Origin of the sequence: Piscinibacter gummiphilus, from assembly GCF_032681285.1 — a bacterium.
GTDB lineage: Bacteria > Pseudomonadota > Gammaproteobacteria > Burkholderiales > Burkholderiaceae_C > Rhizobacter > Rhizobacter gummiphilus_A.
Genome location: NZ_CP136336.1, coordinates 1790129 through 1809216 on the forward strand (window position 1 = coordinate 1790129; position 19088 = coordinate 1809216).

The 19088-nt window shown below is 67.5% G+C and carries 21 protein-coding genes; 12 read left to right on the top strand and 9 right to left on the bottom strand.

The genetic code is table 11. The annotated features are described in order from the left end of the window. Window positions 1–30: 30 nt before the first annotated feature. The gene (locus RXV79_RS08570) at window positions 31–891 is read left to right on the top strand and encodes a LysR family transcriptional regulator (RefSeq protein WP_316703003.1); all 861 of its coding nucleotides are present in this window, start codon (window positions 31–33) and stop codon (window positions 889–891) included. Between the two features lie 33 nt (window positions 892–924). On the opposite strand, the gene ppc is transcribed toward RXV79_RS08570, so the two are convergent. From ppc to RXV79_RS08590, 4 genes are all read right to left on the bottom strand, one after another. Further along, window positions 925–3687 (bottom strand): phosphoenolpyruvate carboxylase, encoded by a 2763-nt coding sequence (gene ppc, locus RXV79_RS08575; protein WP_316703004.1) that lies wholly within the window; start codon window positions 3685–3687, stop codon window positions 925–927. Between the two features lie 252 nt (window positions 3688–3939). Continuing rightward, entirely contained in the window at window positions 3940–4350 is a 411-nt protein-coding gene (locus RXV79_RS08580) for a response regulator (RefSeq protein ID WP_316703006.1), read from the bottom strand. A 100-nt stretch (window positions 4351–4450) separates the two neighbouring features. Continuing rightward, the gene (locus tag RXV79_RS08585; RefSeq protein WP_316703007.1) at window positions 4451–4918 is read right to left on the bottom strand and encodes a cache domain-containing protein; all 468 of its coding nucleotides are present in this window, start codon (window positions 4916–4918) and stop codon (window positions 4451–4453) included. Next, window positions 4915–5394 (bottom strand): cache domain-containing protein, encoded by a 480-nt coding sequence (locus RXV79_RS08590; protein WP_316703009.1) that lies wholly within the window; start codon window positions 5392–5394, stop codon window positions 4915–4917. The genes RXV79_RS08585 and RXV79_RS08590 overlap by 4 nt, the downstream gene beginning before the upstream one ends. A gap of 140 nt (window positions 5395–5534) precedes the next feature. Between RXV79_RS08590 and RXV79_RS08595 the strand changes: the two genes are divergently transcribed. From RXV79_RS08595 to RXV79_RS08615, 5 genes are all read left to right on the top strand, one after another. Beyond that, window positions 5535–6938 carry a GGDEF domain-containing protein gene (locus RXV79_RS08595; RefSeq protein ID WP_316703010.1) on the top strand — a complete coding sequence of 468 codons (1404 nt, stop codon included), beginning with the start codon at window positions 5535–5537 and terminating at the stop codon, window positions 6936–6938. A gap of 200 nt (window positions 6939–7138) precedes the next feature. Beyond that, window positions 7139–8221, top strand: a complete 1083-nt coding sequence (locus tag RXV79_RS08600) for a TRAP transporter substrate-binding protein (protein WP_316703011.1) — start codon at window positions 7139–7141, stop codon at window positions 8219–8221. Between the two features lie 85 nt (window positions 8222–8306). Next, window positions 8307–8846 (top strand): TRAP transporter small permease subunit, encoded by a 540-nt coding sequence (locus RXV79_RS08605; RefSeq protein WP_316703012.1) that lies wholly within the window; start codon window positions 8307–8309, stop codon window positions 8844–8846. A 42-nt stretch (window positions 8847–8888) separates the two neighbouring features. After that, complete coding sequence (locus RXV79_RS08610) at window positions 8889–10370, top strand: TRAP transporter large permease (RefSeq protein ID WP_316703013.1); 1482 nt, start codon at window positions 8889–8891, stop codon at window positions 10368–10370. 39 nt (window positions 10371–10409) lie between these two features. Beyond that, entirely contained in the window at window positions 10410–10928 is a 519-nt protein-coding gene (locus RXV79_RS08615) for a hypothetical protein (RefSeq protein ID WP_316703014.1), read from the top strand. A 27-nt stretch (window positions 10929–10955) separates the two neighbouring features. Here RXV79_RS08615 and RXV79_RS08620 read toward each other — a convergent pair whose 3' ends face one another. Next, complete coding sequence (locus RXV79_RS08620) at window positions 10956–11432, bottom strand: hypothetical protein (protein WP_316703015.1); 477 nt, start codon at window positions 11430–11432, stop codon at window positions 10956–10958. 448 nt (window positions 11433–11880) lie between these two features. Here RXV79_RS08620 and RXV79_RS08625 point away from each other — a divergent pair, with 448 nt between their 5' ends. From RXV79_RS08625 to RXV79_RS08640, 4 genes are all read left to right on the top strand, one after another. Continuing rightward, window positions 11881–12291: a DUF4279 domain-containing protein gene (locus RXV79_RS08625; RefSeq protein WP_316703016.1), complete on the top strand. Its 411-nt coding sequence runs from the start codon at window positions 11881–11883 to the stop codon at window positions 12289–12291. Next, window positions 12284–12793: a hypothetical protein gene (locus RXV79_RS08630; RefSeq protein ID WP_316703017.1), complete on the top strand. Its 510-nt coding sequence runs from the start codon at window positions 12284–12286 to the stop codon at window positions 12791–12793. Before RXV79_RS08625 ends, RXV79_RS08630 begins: the two co-directional genes overlap by 8 nt. Beyond that, window positions 12786–13058: a hypothetical protein gene (locus RXV79_RS08635; protein WP_316703018.1), complete on the top strand. Its 273-nt coding sequence runs from the start codon at window positions 12786–12788 to the stop codon at window positions 13056–13058. The genes RXV79_RS08630 and RXV79_RS08635 overlap by 8 nt, the downstream gene beginning before the upstream one ends. 145 nt (window positions 13059–13203) lie before the next feature. Beyond that, entirely contained in the window at window positions 13204–13674 is a 471-nt protein-coding gene (locus tag RXV79_RS08640; protein WP_316703019.1) for a DUF3592 domain-containing protein, read from the top strand. A gap of 12 nt (window positions 13675–13686) precedes the next feature. On the opposite strand, the gene RXV79_RS08645 is transcribed toward RXV79_RS08640, so the two are convergent. Continuing rightward, entirely contained in the window at window positions 13687–14247 is a 561-nt protein-coding gene (locus RXV79_RS08645) for a DUF4865 family protein (protein WP_316703020.1), read from the bottom strand. A gap of 116 nt (window positions 14248–14363) precedes the next feature. Here RXV79_RS08645 and RXV79_RS08650 point away from each other — a divergent pair, with 116 nt between their 5' ends. Next, the gene (locus tag RXV79_RS08650; protein WP_316703021.1) at window positions 14364–15260 is read left to right on the top strand and encodes a LysR substrate-binding domain-containing protein; all 897 of its coding nucleotides are present in this window, start codon (window positions 14364–14366) and stop codon (window positions 15258–15260) included. 35 nt (window positions 15261–15295) lie between these two features. On the opposite strand, the gene RXV79_RS08655 is transcribed toward RXV79_RS08650, so the two are convergent. Both RXV79_RS08655 and RXV79_RS08660 read right to left on the bottom strand, forming a co-directional pair. Further along, window positions 15296–16084 (bottom strand): SDR family NAD(P)-dependent oxidoreductase, encoded by a 789-nt coding sequence (locus tag RXV79_RS08655; protein ID WP_316703022.1) that lies wholly within the window; start codon window positions 16082–16084, stop codon window positions 15296–15298. Between the two features lie 17 nt (window positions 16085–16101). Continuing rightward, window positions 16102–16614, bottom strand: coding sequence for a DUF4142 domain-containing protein (locus tag RXV79_RS08660; RefSeq protein WP_316703023.1), 513 nt, complete (start codon window positions 16612–16614; stop codon window positions 16102–16104). A gap of 276 nt (window positions 16615–16890) precedes the next feature. On the opposite strand from RXV79_RS08660, the gene RXV79_RS08665 reads away from it, so the two are divergent. Next, on the top strand, window positions 16891–17832 hold the full coding sequence (locus RXV79_RS08665) for a hypothetical protein (RefSeq protein WP_316703024.1): 942 nt from the start codon (window positions 16891–16893) through the stop codon (window positions 17830–17832). 50 nt (window positions 17833–17882) lie between these two features. Here the strand turns inward: RXV79_RS08665 and RXV79_RS08670 are convergent, their stop codons facing one another. Continuing rightward, entirely contained in the window at window positions 17883–19049 is a 1167-nt protein-coding gene (locus tag RXV79_RS08670; RefSeq protein WP_316703025.1) for an MFS transporter, read from the bottom strand. Window positions 19050–19088 lie beyond the last annotated feature (39 nt).

The window sequence follows — 19088 nt, forward strand, 5'->3', positions numbered from 1 at the left end:
GACATCTTTCGGAACCGCAGGACGATCCTCATGCGCGCGCTCGACATCGATCAGTTGCGGACCTTCGTCGCCATCTGCGACTACGGCAGTCTCTCGGCGGCCGCACCCCACCTCTGTCTGTCGACCTCTGCCGTCAGCGAGCAGATGGGCAAGCTCGAGCAGCGCCTGAGCCAGTCCCTGCTGACCCGAGGTAAGACGGGGGCGACGCCTACCGCTCACGGGCGCAGGCTGCTGCGCCACGCACGCGACCTGCTGGCGCTCAGCGAGGCGGCCGTGCGAGACCTCACGGGCGAGTCGCTCGAAGGGGAGGTGTGCCTCGCGCTCACCGACTATTTCCGCCCCGCCTCGGTGACGCAGCTGTTGCAGCGTCTGCGTGTCGACTATCCCGGCCTGCGACTCAACGTCATGGTCGCCAAGAGCGCATGGATCGATGCGAGCGAGCCGTCGCCCGAGTTCGACATCGGGCTGGCGATGCGGCTTGCGCCGACGCGCCCCGCTTCGGCAGGCGAATCGACCCTGCTTCGGCGTGAGCGGCTCTTCTGGGTCGGTGCAGACCGCAATGCCGGCCGCGAGCGACCGCTGCCCGTGCTGGCACTGCCCGCCGGCTGCGCACTTCAGGCCCTCACGGTGCGCACCTTGGAGCGCCACCGTGTGTCCTACCGGCTGGCCCACTCCGCCTCCGGCGTCACGGGGCTTCAACTGGCCGTTGCGGCTGGCCTGGGCGTGGCGTGCCTGAACGAGTCCAGCATCGGGCCGGGCCTCGTCCGGCTGGGCACCGCGTCGGGGTTGCCGCCGATGCAGGAGGTCGAATTCCACCTGCTGCCGCCGCGGCGTGGCGAGGCGCCTGTCGTCAGCAAGGTGCGAGACACGCTGCGCGAACTCTTTCGGTAGTCGGTGCGAGGCCGCCCGAAGCCTCTGCGCGTGTTATCCCGAGTTCCGCAACCCCGCCGCCACCCCGTTGATGGAGATGTGGATGCCGCGCTTCACCCGCTCGATGGCCGGGTCGTCATCGCGCTGCTGCCGATAGCGGCGCATCAGCTCCACCTGCAGGTGATTGAGCGGGTCGAGATACGGGAAGCGATGCTCGATCGAGCGCGCAAGCGACGGGTTCGTGGCCAGCCGCTTCTTCTCCCCGGTGATGAGCGAGAGCGCCTCCGAGGTGGCCCGCCATTCGGCCTCGATCGCCGCGAAGATCTTCTTGCCCAGCCGCCTGTCTTCCACCAACTCGACGTAGCGCGCCGCGATCGCCAGATCCGTCTTCGCCAGCACCATGTCCAGGTTCGACAACAGCGTGCGGAAAAACGGCCACTGCTTGTGCATGCGCTGCAACAGCAGCAGCCGCTCCCGGCGTTCCTTTGCATTCGAGCCCAGGAACGCATTGATCGCCGAGCCGAAGCCACACCAGCCCGGCAGCGCCACCCGGCACTGCCCCCAGCTGAAGCTCCAGGGGATCGCCCGCAGGTCCTCGATCGCCCGTGTCGCCTTGCGCGAGGCCGGGCGCGAGCCGATGTTCAGCTCCGCGATCTCGCGGATCGGCGTGGCCGCGAAGAAGTAATCCGTGAAACCCGGCGTCTCGTACACCAGCTTGCGGTAGGCCGCCATGCTCGCCGTGCTGATCGCATCGGCCGCCTCCAGGAAGGCCTTGGTGGCCGGCTTGGTCGGGTGCAGCAGCGTCGCCTCCAGCGTGGCCGCCACCAGCGTCTCCAGGTTGCGCAACCCGATCTCCGGGTTCGCGTACTTCGAGTTGATCACCTCCCCCTGCTCGGTCAGGCGGATCTGCCCGTTCACCGTGCCCGGCGGCTGCGCCAGGATCGCCTGGAAGCTCGGGCCGCCGCCACGCCCCACCGTGCCCCCGCGACCGTGGAAGAGCCGCAGCACGATGCCGTGCGCCATCTTCAGCTCATCGAAGAGCTTCACCAGCGCCGTCTCCGCCCGGTACAGCTCCCAGTTGCTCGTGAAAAACCCCCCGTCCTTGTTGCTGTCGCTGTAGCCCAGCATCACGTCCTGCTCGCGGCCCGAGCGCACCATCATCTGCGCGATGCCCGGCAGCGCGTAGTACTCGCGCATGATCGGGCCGGCGCGGCGCAGGTCGCCGATGGTCTCGAAGAGCGGTGAGACGATGAGGTCGCAGGTGGCGCCACCCTTGTCATCTTGGTCCAGCGTGCCGCGCAAGAGGCCTGCCTCCTTCTGCAGCAGCAGCACCTCCAGCAGGTCGCTCACGTCCTCGGTGTGCGAGATGATGTAGTGGCGCAGCGCCTCGCGGCCATAGGCCCGGCGCATCCGAAGCGCCGCCTCGAAGATCGCCACCTCGCCCTGCGTGTGCTCCGAATACTCCGCCCCGTGCACGCGCAGCGGCCGGGCGTCGTTCAAGAGCCGCACCAGCAGCTCGCGGCGCGCCGCCTCGTCGAGGGCGGAGTAGTCCGCCTCGAGGCGCGCCACGCGCAGCAGCTCGGCCACCACCGCCTCGTGCTTGTCCGAGCTCTGGCGCAGGTCCACGGTCGCCAGGTGGAAGCCGAACACCTGCACCGCGCGCATCAGCGGCTTCAGGCGCGGGGCGATCAAGGCCTGCGCATGGTGCGAGCGCAAGGACGCTTCGATCACCTGCAGGTTCTGCAGGAACTCGTCGCTGCTCCCATACGGCGACTGCGGCGCCACCGCGTGGCGCAGCGCCTCGGTGCCGGTGAGTTCGTGCAGCGTGGCCGCCAGGCGGGCGTACATGCCGATCAAGGCACGCCGATAGGGTTCGTCCTCGCGGTGCGCGCCCTGGTCGGGCGAGGCGGCGGCCAGCGCCTGCATCTCGGGCGTGACGGGTGAGAGCAGGGCCGAGATCGACAGTTCGGCCCCCAGCTCGTGCACCTCGGTCAGGTAGTAGCGCAGTGCCGTCTCGCTCTGGCGGCGCAGCGCCATCTGCAGCGTCTCGGCCGTCACGTTGGGGTTGCCGTCGCGGTCGCCGCCGATCCAGTTGCCCATGCGGAAGAAGGGTGCGATGGGGTGGCCAGGCAGGGCCTCTTCCAGCTCGCGGTACAGGCGCGGGATCTGGCGCAGGAAGGTGCTCTGGTAGTAGCTGAGCGCGTTCTCGATCTCGTCGGCCACCGTGAGCTTGGTGTAGCGCAGCATGCGGGTCTGCCACAGCTGGGTGACACGCGCGCGCAGGAGCGCCTCGTTCTGCTCGAGCTCGCGGGTGGTGGCGAGCTTGTCGCGCTGGCTCACCAGTTCGGCGATGGCCCGCTCGGCGTCGAGGATGCTCTTGCGCTGCACTTCGGTCGGGTGGGCGGTGAGCACGGGGGAGATGTGCGCGTGCGCGAGGGTCCTGGCGATCTCGGTGGCGCGGATGTCGGCGTCGGCCAGGCGCGACAGGCTCATGGCGAGCGAGCCTTCCTGCAGGTGGCCGGCGCGCTCGTGGTGCTCGCGGCGGCGCACGTGGTGGCGGTCTTCGGCGATGTTGGCCAGGTGGCTGAAGTAGCTGAAGGCCCGGATGACGCTCACGGTCTGGTCGGCCGAGAGGTTCTTGAGCAGGCGGTCGAGGGCCTTGCCGGCCTGCGCGTCGTGCTTGAGGCGGTAGGCCACCGACAGGCGGCGCACGTGCTCGATGAGCTCGAACGCCGCCTTGCCCTCCTGCTCGCGGATCACGTCGCCCAGGATGCGGCCGAGGAGGCGGATGTCGGTGACGAGACTGTCGGGTGGCATGCCTGTTGACTCAACGCGAGACAAGACAAAACGCGCGGGCCAGACTGCGCCCGCGCAAATGACCGCCTTGTGGCGGCCAGGCTCTATATGACGCGCCCTCAAACCTTGGGAACTTCTCCAAGATCGCGTCGAGACGATTGTTGGATGACAGGCCCTCTGCCAGCTACCGAAGTGCCGCGAGACGCGGCACCGTGCGACTACGCAAGGTGAATCCCGAGGTCGCGCGCGTGCGCGTCGGCCACCGTGCGTGCTTCACGCGCGCCGCCACCGCACCAGCAGCAGCGCGAGACTCTTCAGCTGCAGCGGGCCCACGTGCACATGGTTGATGCCGGAATCGAGCAGCCCTTGGCGCACACCTTCCGCGTGGCTCTGTGCCATGCCGATGATGGGCACCGGCCGCCGATGGCGTGTGCCCTCACGGGCGCGGATCTGGCGTGCCGTGTGCGTGCCCTGGTGCGCCGCTTCGCGGCAGTCCAGCAGCACGAGCGAGAAGTCGTCGTTGCAGGCGGCGTCCACCGCGCACTGCGTTCCGTCGACGCGGACGACCTCGCACGAGAGCGCCGACAGCGCGCGCTGGGCCCAGTGGGCGTGGGTGTCGTCGCGAACGGCCATCAGGACGCGTGGCCGCGGCGTGTTCGGAATGGGAGTGGCGGTCAGATTCATGCGCCCGGGAGTCTGCGTGGCGCATCGGGGTTCGCGCATCCGCGGCTCCGCGATGCGCAGGCCCGCAGCAATACCTAGGCTGGCAGCGGGCCGCGGCGTGCTAGCGCGGCAGCCCGTAGACCCCGCCGCACACGACGGTGTCTTCCAGGCTCTCGCAGTACACCCGCTTGGGCTCGATCTTGCCGGTCGTGGGGTGGGTGTACTTGTACTCCTGCCAGAACTTGCCCTTCGCACTGGCGAGCTGGAAGCGCTCCTGGATGAAGAGCTTGCCGTCGATGTCTCGCAAGTCGCCGAGCGTCTTGCCGACCATGTTGGGGTTGGCGCCGTGTGCGCGCACCACACCGTCGAGGCCCCACACCGTGATGTAGAGGTCGTCTCGTACGAAGCCACCGCGTGGGTCAGTGATCGCGGCGTAGGCCTTGTCGCGCCCGTCGCGGCGAACGGTCGCGAGCGCCTTCTTGACCATCGCCACCGCTTGTGCCGGTGTGGCACGGCGCGGCTCGGCGTCGGCCTGTCCGCAGGCGAGGGTGGCCGTCAGCGCGGCCGCGGCAAACAGGAGTGGCTTCATGGTGTGCTCGGTGCTTGTCGATAGACGCCGACGCCGACGAACCCATCGAAGTTGTGCAGCTGCCGCACGAACGAGGCCTTGGGCTCGACCTTCTTCGTCTGCGGGTGGGGCCATTCGTATTCCACCCAGCCGCCGCCGGCCGCCGCGACATCGCGCAGGCTGCGGATGAGGAACTTGCCGTTCGGGTCGCGCATCTCGAGCAGGTTCTTGCCCACGAGCCGGTCGTTGATGCCGTGGCTCACGCTGACGCCCGCCATCGTGTACGCGAACACGTAGAGGTCCTTGCGTCGCCAGGCGGGGTTGGATTTGTCCGAGAAGTCACGAAACGCCTGGGTCGGGCCGACCTTGCGCGCGTGCTCCACCGCAGCATCGACGAGGGCGAGGGCTTCTTCGCGCGTGCCGCGTTCCTCGGCGAGCGCCGGCCACCCCGAGACGAGCAGCAGGATGGGCAGCAGCAGGCGCAACACGATGTTCATCGTCGGGTTTTCGGCCGCTGCGCGTGCGACTTGAGAGCGCAAACCATCACGGAGGCGCCATGTCCGTGCTTAAAGCTTTCGTCGCCGTGCGCCGACATCACGTCGAGGGCGGAAGTGTTCCGATGCGCCCTGGAGTTGTGATGCTTGGCTTGATCCGAAACGCGTCGTTCCGACTGAAGGTGATTCTGGCGCCGCTGTGTGCGGTCGCCTGCCTGTTGGCCGTGGGCTTCATTGGCTACACGGCCAACAACAGCCTGAGCGGCTCGCTGGTCGATCTCGGCGAGGTGAGGGTGCCGAAGATCGTCCGCGCGGCGGAACTCGATCAGCAACTGCGCTCGATCCACATCCTGGTGAACCAGAGCCTGGCGTGGGAGGGGGCGGGGTTCAAGGCCGCCAACATCGATGAACTTGATCGCAGCATCGTCCGCCAGATGGTGGCCTACGAAAAGCTGCTGGGCGACACGCTGCGCGATGACAGGCTCGATGCCGTCGAGCGCCAGCAGTTGCAGATCATGTCGGTGGAGTTCGGCAAGTACCGCAAGAGCGCCACCGAGGCCCTCGAGATCAAGACCGGCATGCTCGGCAATGCCGTCTTCTACATGACCACGATGGACGGCACCTTCAAGCGCCTGCATGCGGCGATCGCCGACCTCATCGGCCACGAAGGCGCGCTCTCGCGCGAGGCGGTGGTGGAGGCCCGGGACCTTGCCGCAAGCAACCTGCGGCGCATCGCGGCGGCGCTCGCCCTCGCGCTGGGTGCGGCGGTGGCGACGGCCTGGTTGATGGCCAGCGCCGTGCATGCGGACTTCCGCGAGAAGAACCAGGCGCTGGTGCAGGCCTACCGCGCCATCGAAGAGGCCAGCCTGACCGACCCGCTGACGGGCCTGCGCAACCGCCGCTTCCTGGAGCAGCAGCTCGATGCCGACATCAGCCTGTGCCACCGTCGCTACAACGAATGGCTGAAGGCGCCCGATGAAGCGTCGATGCCGGTCGACGCCGACATGGCCTTCTTCCTCATCGACATCGATCACTTCAAGGCGCTCAACGACACCTACGGCCACGCCGCGGGCGACAAGGTGCTGATGGACATGCGGGGGCGGCTGCAGGAGATCTTCCGCGAGTCCGACTACCTCGTGCGATGGGGCGGCGAAGAGTTTCTGGTGGTGGCCCGGCACACGAACCGGGCAGAGGCGGAGCGGCTCGCCGAGCGCATCCGCGTGTCGGTGGGCGGGCATCCGTTCGAGCTGGCGCCGGGTGTGTCGGTCACGAAGACCTGCTCGGTCGGCTTCGCCTGTCTTCCGTTCCTGCCGCGCGAGCCCGAAGCGCTGAACTGGCTCAAGATCGTGGAGATCGCCGACCAGGCGCTCTACATGGCCAAGCGCGATGGGCGGGACAGGTGGTTCGGTCTTCTCGCCACGCCGAACACGCGCTTCGACGATGTGAATCGTTGGTTGCTGAGCGACCCGAAGGAAGCGGCCATCAAGGCCGGGATGAGCATCGCTCGCCGTGAGGTGGGTGCGCAGTCTGCGTTGGCGCAGGCCTGATTCGGCGCACTCGGTGCCCGCCGCGCGGTGGGCAAGGGAAAACGAGTACGCGTTGTTGCGACGGCTCCGAACGTGATCGTGCAGATGTCGAAAAGACGCTGCTCCAGCACAGTCACGTCCACAGATTCGCACGAGAGAAGAGCACCCGCGGCATCGTCGATGCACGTGCTCCCGGTGTGGGTCCCAACCAGGAGATATCGATGGAACGACGTGGGTTCATTCGTCATGCTGGCTTGGCCGGCGTGTTGGCTGCCGGTGCTGCGCCGGCCGTGGTCCAGGCGCAGGCTGCCGTGCGCTGGCGCCTGGCTTCGAGCTTTCCGAAATCGCTCGACACGCTCTACGGGACGGCTGAAGTGCTGTCCAAGAAGGTCTCCGAGATGACGGGCGGCAAGTTCCAGATCTCGGTGCACGCCGCAGGCGAGTTGATGCCCGCCTTCGGTGTGGTGGATGGTGTGCAGAACGCCGCCGTCGAGATGGCGCACTCGGCCGGCTACTACCACTTCGGCAAGGACGAGACCTTCGCCCTCGGTGCGGCCATTCCGTTCGGCCTCAATTCCCGCCAGCAGAGCGCGTGGATGTACGAGGGCAACGGCATGAAGCTCATGCGCGAGTTCTATCGCAACTACAACATCGTCAACCTGCCGGGCGGCAACACCGGCGCGCAGATGGGTGGCTGGTTCCGCAAGGAGATCAAGTCGCTGGCCGATCTGAAGGGCCTGAAGATGCGCATCTCGGGCTTTGCCGGCCGCATCATCGAGAAGCACGGTGCCGTGCCTCAAAGCCTGCCGGGCGGCGACATCTACCCCGCCCTGGAGAAAGGCACGATCGACGCCGCCGAATGGGTCGGCCCCTATGACGACCAGAAGCTCGGCTTCAACAAGGTTGCGCCGCACTACTACTACCCCGGTTGGTGGGAAGGTGGCCTGCACTGCGACTTCTACATCAACTCCAAGGCCTACGATGGGCTGTCGGCCGAATACAAGGCCGTGCTCGAAGCGGCGTCGTCGCATGCGCACGTGGACATGCAGGCCAAGTACGACGTGCGCAACCCCACCGCGCTGAAGCAGCTCGTGGGCGCCGGCACCAAGCTCAACCGCTTCCCGAAGGACCTGCTCGAGGCCTGCTTCAAGACCTCGATGGAGTACTACGCCGAGCTGTCGAGCAAGAACCCGAACTGGAAGAAGGTCTACGAGGACTACGCCAGGTTCCGCGGTGACCAGGTGCTCTGGTTCCGCTTCGCCGAAGCGGGCTTCGACGACTTCATGCAAGCCCAGAAGTTCTGAGCACCTGTTGCCCAGCCGAGGGGGGGCCTCGCTCGCGAGGCCCTTTTCACTCAGGGCCCCGATCCGAGCAGTTCGTGAGGTATTTGTGTCTGCACTCCTGAAACTGGCGCATCTGATCGATGCGCTCAACGACCGCTTCGCGAGTTTCGCCAAGTGGTCCATCCTGGCGTCGTGCCTGATCAGCGCCACGAACGCGGCGGTGCGCTACGGCTTCGACTACAGCTCGAACGCCTTCCTCGAAATCCAGTGGTACCTCTTCGCCGCCTGCGTGATGCTGGGCACGGCGCAGGTGCTGCGCGTCAACGAGCACGTGCGCGTCGACGTGATCTACGGCAAGTTGCCTGCGCGCGTGTGCGTCGGCATCGACCTCTTCGGCCTCATCTTCTTCCTGATGCCGGTGATGGCGCTGATGCTGTATTTCTCGTTTCCGCTGTTCATGCAGATGTACCGGACGGGCGAGATGTCGGGCAGCGCCGGTGGCCTGATCCGCTGGCCCGCCATGCTCACCTTGCCGCTGGGCTTCGCCATGGTGCTTCTTCAGGGCCTCGCCGAGATCATCAAGCGCATCGGCTGGCTCGCACACAAATATGAGATGGACATGCACTACGAGAGGCCGCTGCAATGAACTCGCCGACTCAACCTGCCAACGTGAGCCGGAGCTGCTGACATGACGATGGAAAACTTCGCACCCGTGATGTTCGCGGGGCTGATCGTCATCATGCTGATCGGCTTCCCCGTCGCGTTCTCGCTGTCGGCGCTGGGCCTCTTGTGCGGCTTCTACGCCATCTACATGGGCTGGTTCCCGCCGGAGTTCATGTCGGCCCTGCCGCTCAACGTGTTCGGCATCCTGTCGAACGAGCTGCTGCTGGCGATCCCGTTCTTCACGCTGATGGGGGCCATCCTCGAAAAGTGCGGCCTCGCCGAAGACATGCTCGACTCAATGGGCCAACTCTTCGGCCCGGTGCGCGGCGGCCTCGGCTACTCGGTGATCATCGTCGGCTTCATCCTCGGCGCGATCACCGGCACCGTGGCGGGCCAGGTGATCGCGATGGCGATGATCTCGCTGCCGGTGATGATGCGCTACGGCTACAACATGCGCTACGCGACGGGTGTGCTGGCCGCCTCGGGCACCATCACGCAGCTCGTGCCGCCGTCGCTCGTGCTCGTGGTGCTGGCCGACCAGCTCGGTGCATCGGTGGGCGACATGTACAAGGGCGCCTGGGGACCGTCGATCCTGCAGGTGCTGCTCTTTGCCTTCTACACCTTCTTGCTGTCGCGCATCAAGCCGGGCCATGTGCCGGGCGTTCCAAAGGAGGCGCGCACGCTCTCGGGCGTGAAGCTCTGGGCCAAATGCCTGCGCGGCATCATCCCCTCGGCCATCCTCATCTTTGCCGTGTTGGGCAGCATGGGCGGCCTGCCGGGCATCAACACGGCCGTGTGCACGCCGACCGAGGCCGGTGCGATGGGCGCGGTCGGGGCGCTGATCCTGGCGGCGATCCACCGGCGGCTGGACTGGGAGCTGATCAAGGGCGCGATGACGGGCACCATGCGCATCACCGCGATGGTCGTGTTCATCCTCATCGGCTCGCGTGTGTTCTCGCTGGTGTTCCAGGGTGTGGAAGGTGGCAAGTGGATCGAGCACATGCTGTCCGACCTGCCCGGCGGCCAGATCGGCTTCCTGCTCGCGGTCAACATCTTCATCTTCTTCCTGGCCTTCTTCCTCGACTTCTTCGAGATCGCCTTCATCATCCTGCCGCTCCTCGGCCCGGTGGCCGACAAGCTCGGCATCAACATGGTGTGGTTCGGCGTGCTGCTGTGCGTGAACATGCAGACGAGCTTCATGCACCCGCCCTTCGGCTTTGCGCTCTTCTACCTGCGTGGCATCTCCGACACGCTCTTCAAGAACGGGGCCTTGCCGCGCAAGGTGCTGTCGAGCGACATCTACCTGGGGTCGATCCCCTGGGTGATCCTGCAGCTGATGCTGGTGGTGATCGTGATCTTCTTCCCCCAGACGGTGACGGTCTTCCTCGACAAGGAAAAGAAGATCGACATCGACAAGGTGACGATCGAGGCACCCACCGATGCGGGCTACGGGAAGGACAGAAGCATCGACGACCTCTTCCAAAGCGTGGGCGAGCCGAAGAAGTAGCCCTGACGAACGCCCGCAACCGGGCCCCAAGGAGTGCACATGACAAACGCCGTCTCTGTCAGCCGCGTCGCCTGGACCGATGCATTCCCTTGGAAACCGAGCGACCTGGCCATGCTGATGCCGCAGACATTGGTCGAACACGACGCTTGCACGACGCCGGAGGCTGCCGTGCGCAGCCTGCAGGCGGCGTATCGGCGGCGGGATCTGGACGCCGCGGTGCGGTGCCAGGATTTCCGCTCCGAGGCGCTCCTGAAGTTGCGTCGCCATGGCGCGGCATTCGATGACGAGGCCCTCGACCGCGAGGCGCATGCACTGGAGGTCTCGTTTCGTAGGGCCACCGTCGAGAACTGGCCCGACTTCGAAGACGTGACGTCCACCGTCACGTCGGTCGAGCCGATGTTCGGCGAGTTCTACATCGGGGTGGAGGCGGGTTCGGTGGGGCGCAGTGCGTATGCGCGCACGCTCTATCTGTCATGCATCGCAGGGCGCTGGAGCGTGCTCGGGTCGATGTACCGGCCATGCACCTACGCCGAGGGGAGCCGCCAGGCGGGTGCCTAGCGGCAGCGCCGCGTCGCGGCGCGGGCGTCAGCGGCGTTGCGCTGCCTCCTGCGATCTGAGGTGCGGTGCCATGGCGTAGCGCGCGAAGGCCTTGATCACCTCGCTGTCGGCGGCGTGAACGAGCGTCACGAGACCGGCGCCTCCACGCACCACGAGGCGTGGGGCAATGATCCATGCGAACCACGGCACGTAGATCAGCTTGGCTTGTGTCACATCGGACCACAGCACGCGCTTCGACCAGATCCAGGTCTGGCTGATGGCGACGGCGTCGACGCGCGTTCGGCTCACGATGACCCAGTAGTTGAAGAGGAGCAGCGTGGCGAGGCCCGCGATCACGAGCAGCTTCGAGGTGAGCGACGCTTGTTGCAGGACCGGGCTGTCCAGGGCCAGGTAGCCGGCGATGAAGACGGAAGCCGTCATCGCTGAGAGCAGCCAGCAGACGAAGAGCGGAAAGGCCCGGCCTTCGGCGCTGGGCGGGAGTTCGGAGTCTTGAGGGTCATCCATGTCAATGTTCCTGCTTGAACTCCGGTGCGCGGAAGCTTCGGCAAAGCCGCACGTCGATCGGAGCGGGCGGGGCGGACTTGCCCCGCTGACATGCTGATCGAACGCCCCGGCACCGTCATCTGCGGGAGTGCGTTCGGTACGCCAGCACGAATGCGTACTCGTTTTCCCGGACCATCTCGTCGTGGGCGCGCGCCCCGCAGCACCACGAGCCCGCTCACGTGCTTTCACGGAACGCGACTCCGCAATGACACAGTGGTTCGCAAACCGGGCGCGTGGAACACTGAGGTTTGCTGTCTCACGCTAAGCAGTCCTCAGATCCGTATGACGTCCGGGTCTCCTGTCCTGCTGCCGGGTCGACCAGGCCGGCCGACGGGATGGTTCACGCGGGCCGCTGGCCCGCGTTTTTTTTAACTGTCTCCCGCGCCATTCACATCTGCGTGCAACGCCCATGACCTGTTTGCTTCGCGTCAGCAGCCAAAACGTCGACGTCGACACCTTGCTGGTCGACGCCCACGCCCAGCCGCTGAGCGTCTGGCGCAAGGGCGACAGGCGCTTTCCGAGATCGACCCCGAGTTCCACGAACGGCGTGAGCTTCCTGATGAGCAATGCCGAGTTCTGTCAGTTCATGGCCCAGCGGGAAGACGTGCTCACGTTCCTGCATGAGAACGCGGCCTGGCTGCGCCGGCTCGGCTCGCTGCACGGTGTGGAGATCGTGGCCGACTTCGGCGTCGAGACCCACCCGCCGCATTGGGACTCGTTTGTCTTCGAGCCCGTGCTGCTGGCGGCGCTGAGCGAAGCGGGTGCGTCGCTGGAGCTTTCGGTGTACCCCGCGCCTCCAGGTCCGGCGGACCATGCGTGACCGCGCGAGGACGGTGGGGGCGGCCGACGCACCGCCCACGGCCTCGCAGTGGGGGCTCTTCATGGTCATCGTGTGCGGCGTGTTGCCGCTCGTCGCAGACATCTGCATCCATCTGTACCACGAGCACCGGGCCGGGAGTTACTCGCTGACGCAGGCTCGGCTCATGTCTCTCGTGCCGCCGCTCAAGCCGCATCGTTCTCGGGCATTCGGGCCGCCCGGCGAGCAGCGAGAAGGCGTCTTGCAGCTGGAACGGGGCGGTCGCACGCGCGAGGTCTGGTTCTACTTCACGCGGGTGAAGCAGTCGAAGGTCGACGGCCTCTACAGAGTGGGTGATCTGGTGCCGGTGTGGGCGTCCGATGACGACGTGCTCTTGAAGCCGCCCGAGCGGGTCGAGCTGTTCGGCTGGTTTCCGTACCTGCACCTGGGCGTGGCCATCCCGGCGACGATGGCGTGGCTCTTCTTCTGCGTGATCAGGGCTGAACGCCGGAGGCTCCATGGATGACCTGGCGACGGCCCTGGCGATTGCCTTTGCGATCCCCCTGTCGCTGCTGGTGGGCGTGTGTGCGTGGCTGGTGTGCTACCGGATGACCAGCACCGCGGCGGCGGGCACCGTGACCTTCGTCAGCGTTCGCCTGTGGATCGACGACGACACCGCGCCTGCCGATCGTTACTTCGCGCCAGCGTGCGTTATGCCGCACAGGGGGTGGAGCACATCATCGAGCGCTGGGGGCCTCATGTGGTCGCGCCACCGATCGGCCGCCCGGTGACGATCCGGTATTGCAATGCCGAGCCGAGCCGGGCGGTGGTCTGGGAGAACTTCACCCGCGGCCGCGTCGCGTTGCTCTTGATCGCCTTCGGGATCTGCGCGGCGGCCGAGGGCCTGGCGCTCCGAAGCCTGCTGGGTTAGGCGGCATGCGGCGCAGCATTCTGCCCACCGGCGTGCAGCTCGCGGTTCTGCTGTTCCTCGGGTTCGTCGGCCTGAACTTCTGCCTCGGGGCCTTCGACTACTACAAGGCCCGCCGATCGGGTGACTGGCCGCAGGTCGACGGCAGAGTCGTGCGATCGGGTGTGGTGGCCGGTTGCCGGCGTGGCGGCAGCTTCGCGCCTGAGGTGCGCTACACCTACCCGGGGGGAGGCCGCACCCACACCGGAAATCGCTGGCGCTTCGGCAGCGCGCCTTGTGGTGATGAGGCGTCGGCACGTGCGATCGCTGCAAGCCACCCCGTGGGCGGCGTGGTCAGGGTGAGCGTCAATCCGGACGACGCGTCGGAGTCGGTGCTCCGGCCCGGAGAGGTGCAGCCCTACGCCTGGCTCGGTTTTGCCGTGCAGGCATTGATGTTCGCAGCGGGTGCGATGTTCATCGTCCGGTCGCCGCATGCTTGAAAGAACTGCCGCTCACCTGGAGGGCGGCACTCCCACCGACACATGCCCGACGGCATACGCCTCTCCCTCGATGGCGGTGGCAGGGATGGCGCGCCACAGCTGCAGGCGCACGAGCGACCAGGTGTTGGGGTCGAGCGCGACCACGGCGGCGAGCGCCCCGCGGGCGCGCTCGCCGTCGGCGCGTGAGATCTCGGTGCTGAGCAACACGGCGGGCGCGCTGCCCACCGGGACCACCACCGACTGCATGGTGGCCACCCGGGCCTCGCGGAGCAGGGGCGTGAGCGCCGCGTGGAGCGTCATCCAGCTGCGCACGGGCGGCCGCCCGAAATCGGCCATGAAGGCCGAGAAGCTCGGGCCGAGCAGAAAGCTGCGCATCGCCGCTTCGTCGTGCCAGAGGTAGAAGGGCGCGTAGCGGTTCTCCGGGCCGTGCTCGGCTCGCACGGCGTAGAGCCATGCCTTGAAGCTCAGGCCCTCCATGTCGTCCAGCATGTGCCCTTTGTCGGCGATGCGCCGGCGAATGAGGTCCATGTCGAACGCTGCGGGCAACGTGACCGCGTACTGCATCGAGCGCATCGCTCACCTCCGGAAACCAGGGGGATCAAGGCCAGTGAAGTCTCACGATAGGGGTGCGGAACCGTTTTGAAAATCTGATAATTCAAAACGGACAGTTCGACAAAGAGAGACGATCCATGCGCCCTCCAGCCTTCGATCTCGACGTGCTCCGCACCCTGGTGGCGGGGGTGGAACTGGGCAGCTTCGCCAAGGCCGCCGACCGGCTCGGCCGCTCGACGGCGGCCGTGAGCGCACAACTCAAGAAACTGGAGATGCAGGTCGGGGTGCCCGTGCTGCGCAAGTCGGGGCGTGGCATGGCGCTCACGCCCACTGGCGAGATGCTGCTCGGCTATGCGCGCCGCCTGCTCGAACTCAACGACGAAGCCCATCAGGTGCTGCGTGGCACTGAACTGCTGGGGCAGGTGCGGCTCGGAATGCAGGAAGACTTCGGCGAGGGCGTGCTGGCCCACGTGCTGGCCGGCTTTGCGCGGGCGCACCCGCGCGTGCGCGTGGAGGCACAGCTCGCCCGCAATGCGCAGCTGCTCGTGCAACTCGAGCGGAGACGGCTCGACCTGGCCCTCGCGTGGAACGGCGGCGCGCGCATGCCCCTCAGTCGCCGTCTCGGCCGTGTTGCGTTGCGCTGGATCGGTGCGGGCAGCGCCGCCGAGGCGAGACCCTCACCCGAAGAGCCGCTGCCGCTCGCGGTGCTGGAGTCGCCTTGCATGATGCGAGACGCGGCCATCGCCGCCTTGAACCGCGCCTGCATCCCCTGGCGCATTGCCTTCTCGAGCCCGAGCCTGGCCGGCGTGTGGGCTGCCGTCGACGCGGGCCTGGGCGTGACCGTCAGGACCGCCTTCGGTGTGCCGCCTGTGTTGCGTCTCCTCGAAGGGCTGCCTGCCCTGCCGTCGATCGGGCTCGACCTCCACCGCTGCGAAGACACCCCGGCGCCGGTGGTGCAGCGGCTCGAGACACTCATCTCGGCGCATCTGCGCGAGGTGATGGCAGGCTGGCCGCAGCGGGCACCCGTGCGCTGACGCTCCCCTGGCGCCGCTCGGCCGGCCTGCGCCGATCAATGCCGCGCCGACCCCGGCTCGGCCATCTTGCGGTGGCGCTGCGCGAGCACCTCGTCGGGCGTGACATTGGCCATCAAGGCCTGCAGCTTGTTCTTCCAGCCGGCCACGACATCGCTCTCGCCGTCCATCATGGCCTCGAAGCCGGCCTTGGCCACGTCGGCGGGGCTGGCCTTCGGGCCGGTGGCCACCTCGGTGTCCATCATGTCGGCGCGCTCGAAGAACTCGGTGTCGGTCGGCCCTGGCATCAGGCAGGTGACGGTGACGCCCGAGTCCTTCAGCTCGTCGCGCAGCGCGTAGCAGAAGGAATCGATGAAGGCCTTGGTGCCGTTGTAGACGGCCTGGAAGCTCCCCGGCATGCGCCCGGCGATCGAACCGGTGACGAGGATGCGACCACGGCCCTGAGAGCGCATGCGCCGGCCCACCTGGTGCAGCAGGTCGAGCGTGCCGCTCACGTTGGTGTTGATCACATGGCGGATGTTGGCGAAGTCCTGGTCGAGGAAGGCGCGGCCGAGGCCGTGGCCCGCGTTGGCGAGCAACGCGTCGACCGGCTGCGAGCCGATGCGCTCGACCAGCGCGGCCACACCGGCCGGTGTGGCGAGGTCGACGGTCAGCGTGCTCACCGAGACGCCCAGGTCGCGCAGTGCCGCCGCGGTCTCTTCCAGCGGCCCCTGGTCGGCGGCGATGAGCAGGTCGAAGCCGTTGCGGGCGCATTCGAAGGCGAGTTCGCGGCCGATGCCTGAAGAGGCGCCGGTCACGACGGCGAGAGATCGTTGCGTGGTGTCCATGTGCGGCTCCTTCGCGCTCACTTGCGAGCGCCGCTCTCGAGCGCGCGCGCCATCTCGAGGTGGTGGTTGAGGCCGGGCAGCGTCTTCTGCGCGAAGGCCTTGACCTCGGCGTCGGTCGCGCTCTTGGCGGCTTCTTCGAAGAGCTTGATCGTCTCTTCGTGTGCCTTCACGCCGAAGTTCTTGGCGTAGCGCTCGTCGAACTTCGCGTCGTCGCCCGCGCTGATCATCTTGAGTTCGCCCTTCTGCTTCATCGAAGGCCCGTCCGGCAGCGACACCTTCTTCGCCGCCGCCAGCTGCTTGAGCTCGTCGGAGGTCTTGGTGTGGTCGGCCACCATCTTCTCGGCGAAGGCCTTCACGTCGCTGCGCTGCGCCTTCTGCAGCGCGAGCTTGCTCGCCTCGATTTCCGCGGCGCCGTTTTGTGCCGCCTGTTTCATGAAGTCGGCGTCGGACCGGGCGCTCGCGGCCGTGGCCGCCATCAGGCCCAGTGCCGCCATGCCTGCACAGACGGCCATTCGAGAGATCTTGATCATGGGGAACTCCTTTGCGGATGCGTGGATGTCGATGCACGCGGCAACGCGTGTTCCGGCTGCGCTCGCGTGCCGGCCGGCGCTCGTGAGGCCCGCAATTGCCGGCTTCGCAAATTTTGCGGAAGTTCGCGGCGGCGCGAGCCTGAAAGCCCCGCGTGGAGCACGCTGTGCCGCACCCGCATTCGGCACCTCGCTTGCCTGTCTGGATGACGGCGCGACCGCGGCTCAAGCGGTGCCCGCCGAGCTCACGAATGCACCTACGAAATGAAAGGAAGCGACATGACTCAGCGTGACTATCAGAACCGCCAGGACGGCGGGTATGGCAGCGACGACTACGGCAGCGGCCGTCAAGGCGCACAACAAGGCGGTCAGCGCAGCGAATCGGGCAGCAACTACGGCGACTTCCGTCGGCAGGGCAGCAGCCAGCACGAGCAGCGCTCCGAACGCGGGCCGCAGTCGGGTGACTACTACACCGGCGGTGGACGCCAGTTCGACCCGGGCCGGCAGCAAGGCAGCGGCTCCGACTACGGCATGGGCGGCGGCTACGGCCAGCAAGGCGGTGGCTATGGTGGGTATGGCGGCGAATATGGTGGCGATTTCGGTCGCGACATCGGCGGCGGCTCGCAGGGCTACGGCGGCCAGGGCTACGGCCGGCAGGACTCCTTCCGCGGTGGCAGTGGCGGCAGTGGCGGCGGTTATGGATCGCAGCGCGATTTCGGGCGCCAGGGCGGCGAGGGCTACGGCCAGCGCTACGGCTCGCAGGGCAGCTATGGCCGCGACAGCGGCATGCAGCCGGGCTATGGCTCTATGGGCTTCGGTTCGCAGGGCTATGAAGGGTCGCAAGGCTACGGTGGCCAGCAAGGCTATGGCCAGCGCGAGTGGGGCCAGCATGCCGACTGGGGCCACTATGGCGGCCAGGCTGGCCAGGGTGGCCGCGAGCAACACCATGACCCCGACTACCACCAGTGGCGCAGCGAGCAGTTGCGCAACCTCGACAACGACTACCAGTCGTGGCGGCAGGAGCGCTACAAGAAGTTCTCCGACGAGTTCAACACATGGCGCAGCGGCCGCCAAGGCTCGCAGTCGGGCGCAGGCCCGCAAGGCGGGGGCAGCAGCACCACCGGCCTGAGCGGCGCCAGCACCACCTCGCCCACGACCTCGACGTCGACCGGCATCGAGTCGAGCGGCTCGTCGTCGGGCACGTCCGGCAAGAGCAAGTAACCAAGCACGCCCTCACGGCAACGCCCCGCCTCGCGCGGGGCGTTCTGCATTCAGCGCCGGTCGGCTCGCAAGGTCATCAGCGCGATGAAGGCGACGAGGCCGAGCGCCGTCGAGAGCCACAGGCTGGCCGCGCCCCAGTGGTCGAGCGCGAGGCCGAAGGCAAACGGCGCGAAGGCCTGCGCCACCCGCCCCGGCAGCATCAGCCAGCCCTGGCGCGCGCCGTAGCCCTGCGGCCCGAAGAAGACCAGCGGCAGCGTGCCCTTGGCAATGGTGAGGATGCCGTTGCCCGCGCCGTGCAGCACCGCAAACACCGGCGCCAGCGCCGGCCCCGTGAAGAGCAGCGCCACCGCGCCGATGGGGTGGGCGAGGTTGGCCAGCCGCGTGGAAAGCAAGGGGTGCACACGCCGCAGCACGCCGAACTCGAGCAGCCGCCCGGCCACCTGCGCCGGCCCGACGAGCGCGCCCACCGCCACGGCCACGGCGAGGCTCGCCCCCAGCGCCTGCATCAGCCGCGGCAGGTGCGCCGCCATCGCGGTGCTGGTGAACCAGGCCACCGCGAACACGAACGACAGCACCACGCTCACGAGCATCGGGTGCTGGGGTTGGATGTCGTCTTGCGTCGCCACGGGCTGCGCGGGCGCCGGTGCGGCGGCGATTGCCGCGCGCACCTTCGGCAAGGCCGCGTTGAGCGGCAGCCCGAGCACGAGGTGCAAGGCGGCCCAGCCGAAACACGCGCCGCGCCAGCCGTAGGCCGTCTCCATCCACGCGGTGAGCGGCCAGCCGACGGTGCTGGCAAAACCGCCGAAGAGCGTGATGCCGGTGATCGCATTGCGCGAGTCGTGGCCGTAGAGCCGCACGAGCGTGGCGAACGCCGCTTCGTAGAGCCCGGTGCCCATCGCGAGGCCGAGCACCAGCCAGCCTGCAAAGAGTGTCCATGGCCCTTGCGCCAGCCCGAGCCCGGCCAGGCCCGCGGCGAAGAGCAGGTTGGTGCCCATGAGCAGCTGCCGGCCGCCGTGGCGGTCGATCGTGCGGCCGGCCCACGGCCCCACGAAGGCCGAGACCACGAGTGCCAGCGAGAACGCGAGGAAGACCGTCGGCTCGCGCAGGCCCATGTCGCGCGCCATGGGCGCGGCGAGCAGGGCGGCGATGTAGTACGACGAGGCCCAGGCCAGGGTCTGGGCGGTTCCGAGCACGGTGACGACGAACGGCTTCTTCATGGGGCCGGCCGAATATAGAGGAGTAGGGATTGCGCGCCT

What these genes read in the sequence shown, in the direction of transcription:
- RXV79_RS08570 (WP_316703003.1), top strand. Translation starts at nt 31, where the DNA reads ATGCGCGCGCTCGACATCGATCAGTTGCGGACCTTCGTCGCCATCTGC.
- ppc (WP_316703004.1), bottom strand. Translation starts at nt 3,687, where the DNA reads ATGCCACCCGACAGTCTCGTCACCGACATCCGCCTCCTCGGCCGCATC.
- RXV79_RS08580 (WP_316703006.1), bottom strand. Translation starts at nt 4,350, where the DNA reads ATGAATCTGACCGCCACTCCCATTCCGAACACGCCGCGGCCACGCGTC.
- RXV79_RS08585 (WP_316703007.1), bottom strand. Translation starts at nt 4,918, where the DNA reads ATGAAGCCACTCCTGTTTGCCGCGGCCGCGCTGACGGCCACCCTCGCC.
- RXV79_RS08590 (WP_316703009.1), bottom strand. Translation starts at nt 5,394, where the DNA reads ATGAACATCGTGTTGCGCCTGCTGCTGCCCATCCTGCTGCTCGTCTCG.
- RXV79_RS08595 (WP_316703010.1), top strand. Translation starts at nt 5,535, where the DNA reads ATGCTTGGCTTGATCCGAAACGCGTCGTTCCGACTGAAGGTGATTCTG.
- RXV79_RS08600 (WP_316703011.1), top strand. Translation starts at nt 7,139, where the DNA reads ATGGAACGACGTGGGTTCATTCGTCATGCTGGCTTGGCCGGCGTGTTG.
- RXV79_RS08610 (WP_316703013.1), top strand. Translation starts at nt 8,889, where the DNA reads ATGACGATGGAAAACTTCGCACCCGTGATGTTCGCGGGGCTGATCGTC.
- RXV79_RS08615 (WP_316703014.1), top strand. Translation starts at nt 10,410, where the DNA reads ATGACAAACGCCGTCTCTGTCAGCCGCGTCGCCTGGACCGATGCATTC.
- RXV79_RS08620 (WP_316703015.1), bottom strand. Translation starts at nt 11,432, where the DNA reads ATGGATGACCCTCAAGACTCCGAACTCCCGCCCAGCGCCGAAGGCCGG.
- RXV79_RS08625 (WP_316703016.1), top strand. Translation starts at nt 11,881, where the DNA reads ATGACCTGTTTGCTTCGCGTCAGCAGCCAAAACGTCGACGTCGACACC.
- RXV79_RS08630 (WP_316703017.1), top strand. Translation starts at nt 12,284, where the DNA reads ATGCGTGACCGCGCGAGGACGGTGGGGGCGGCCGACGCACCGCCCACG.
- RXV79_RS08635 (WP_316703018.1), top strand. Translation starts at nt 12,786, where the DNA reads ATGGATGACCTGGCGACGGCCCTGGCGATTGCCTTTGCGATCCCCCTG.
- RXV79_RS08640 (WP_316703019.1), top strand. Translation starts at nt 13,204, where the DNA reads ATGCGGCGCAGCATTCTGCCCACCGGCGTGCAGCTCGCGGTTCTGCTG.
- RXV79_RS08645 (WP_316703020.1), bottom strand. Translation starts at nt 14,247, where the DNA reads ATGCGCTCGATGCAGTACGCGGTCACGTTGCCCGCAGCGTTCGACATG.
- RXV79_RS08650 (WP_316703021.1), top strand. Translation starts at nt 14,364, where the DNA reads ATGCGCCCTCCAGCCTTCGATCTCGACGTGCTCCGCACCCTGGTGGCG.
- RXV79_RS08655 (WP_316703022.1), bottom strand. Translation starts at nt 16,084, where the DNA reads ATGGACACCACGCAACGATCTCTCGCCGTCGTGACCGGCGCCTCTTCA.
- RXV79_RS08660 (WP_316703023.1), bottom strand. Translation starts at nt 16,614, where the DNA reads ATGATCAAGATCTCTCGAATGGCCGTCTGTGCAGGCATGGCGGCACTG.
- RXV79_RS08665 (WP_316703024.1), top strand. Translation starts at nt 16,891, where the DNA reads ATGACTCAGCGTGACTATCAGAACCGCCAGGACGGCGGGTATGGCAGC.
- RXV79_RS08670 (WP_316703025.1), bottom strand. Translation starts at nt 19,049, where the DNA reads ATGAAGAAGCCGTTCGTCGTCACCGTGCTCGGAACCGCCCAGACCCTG.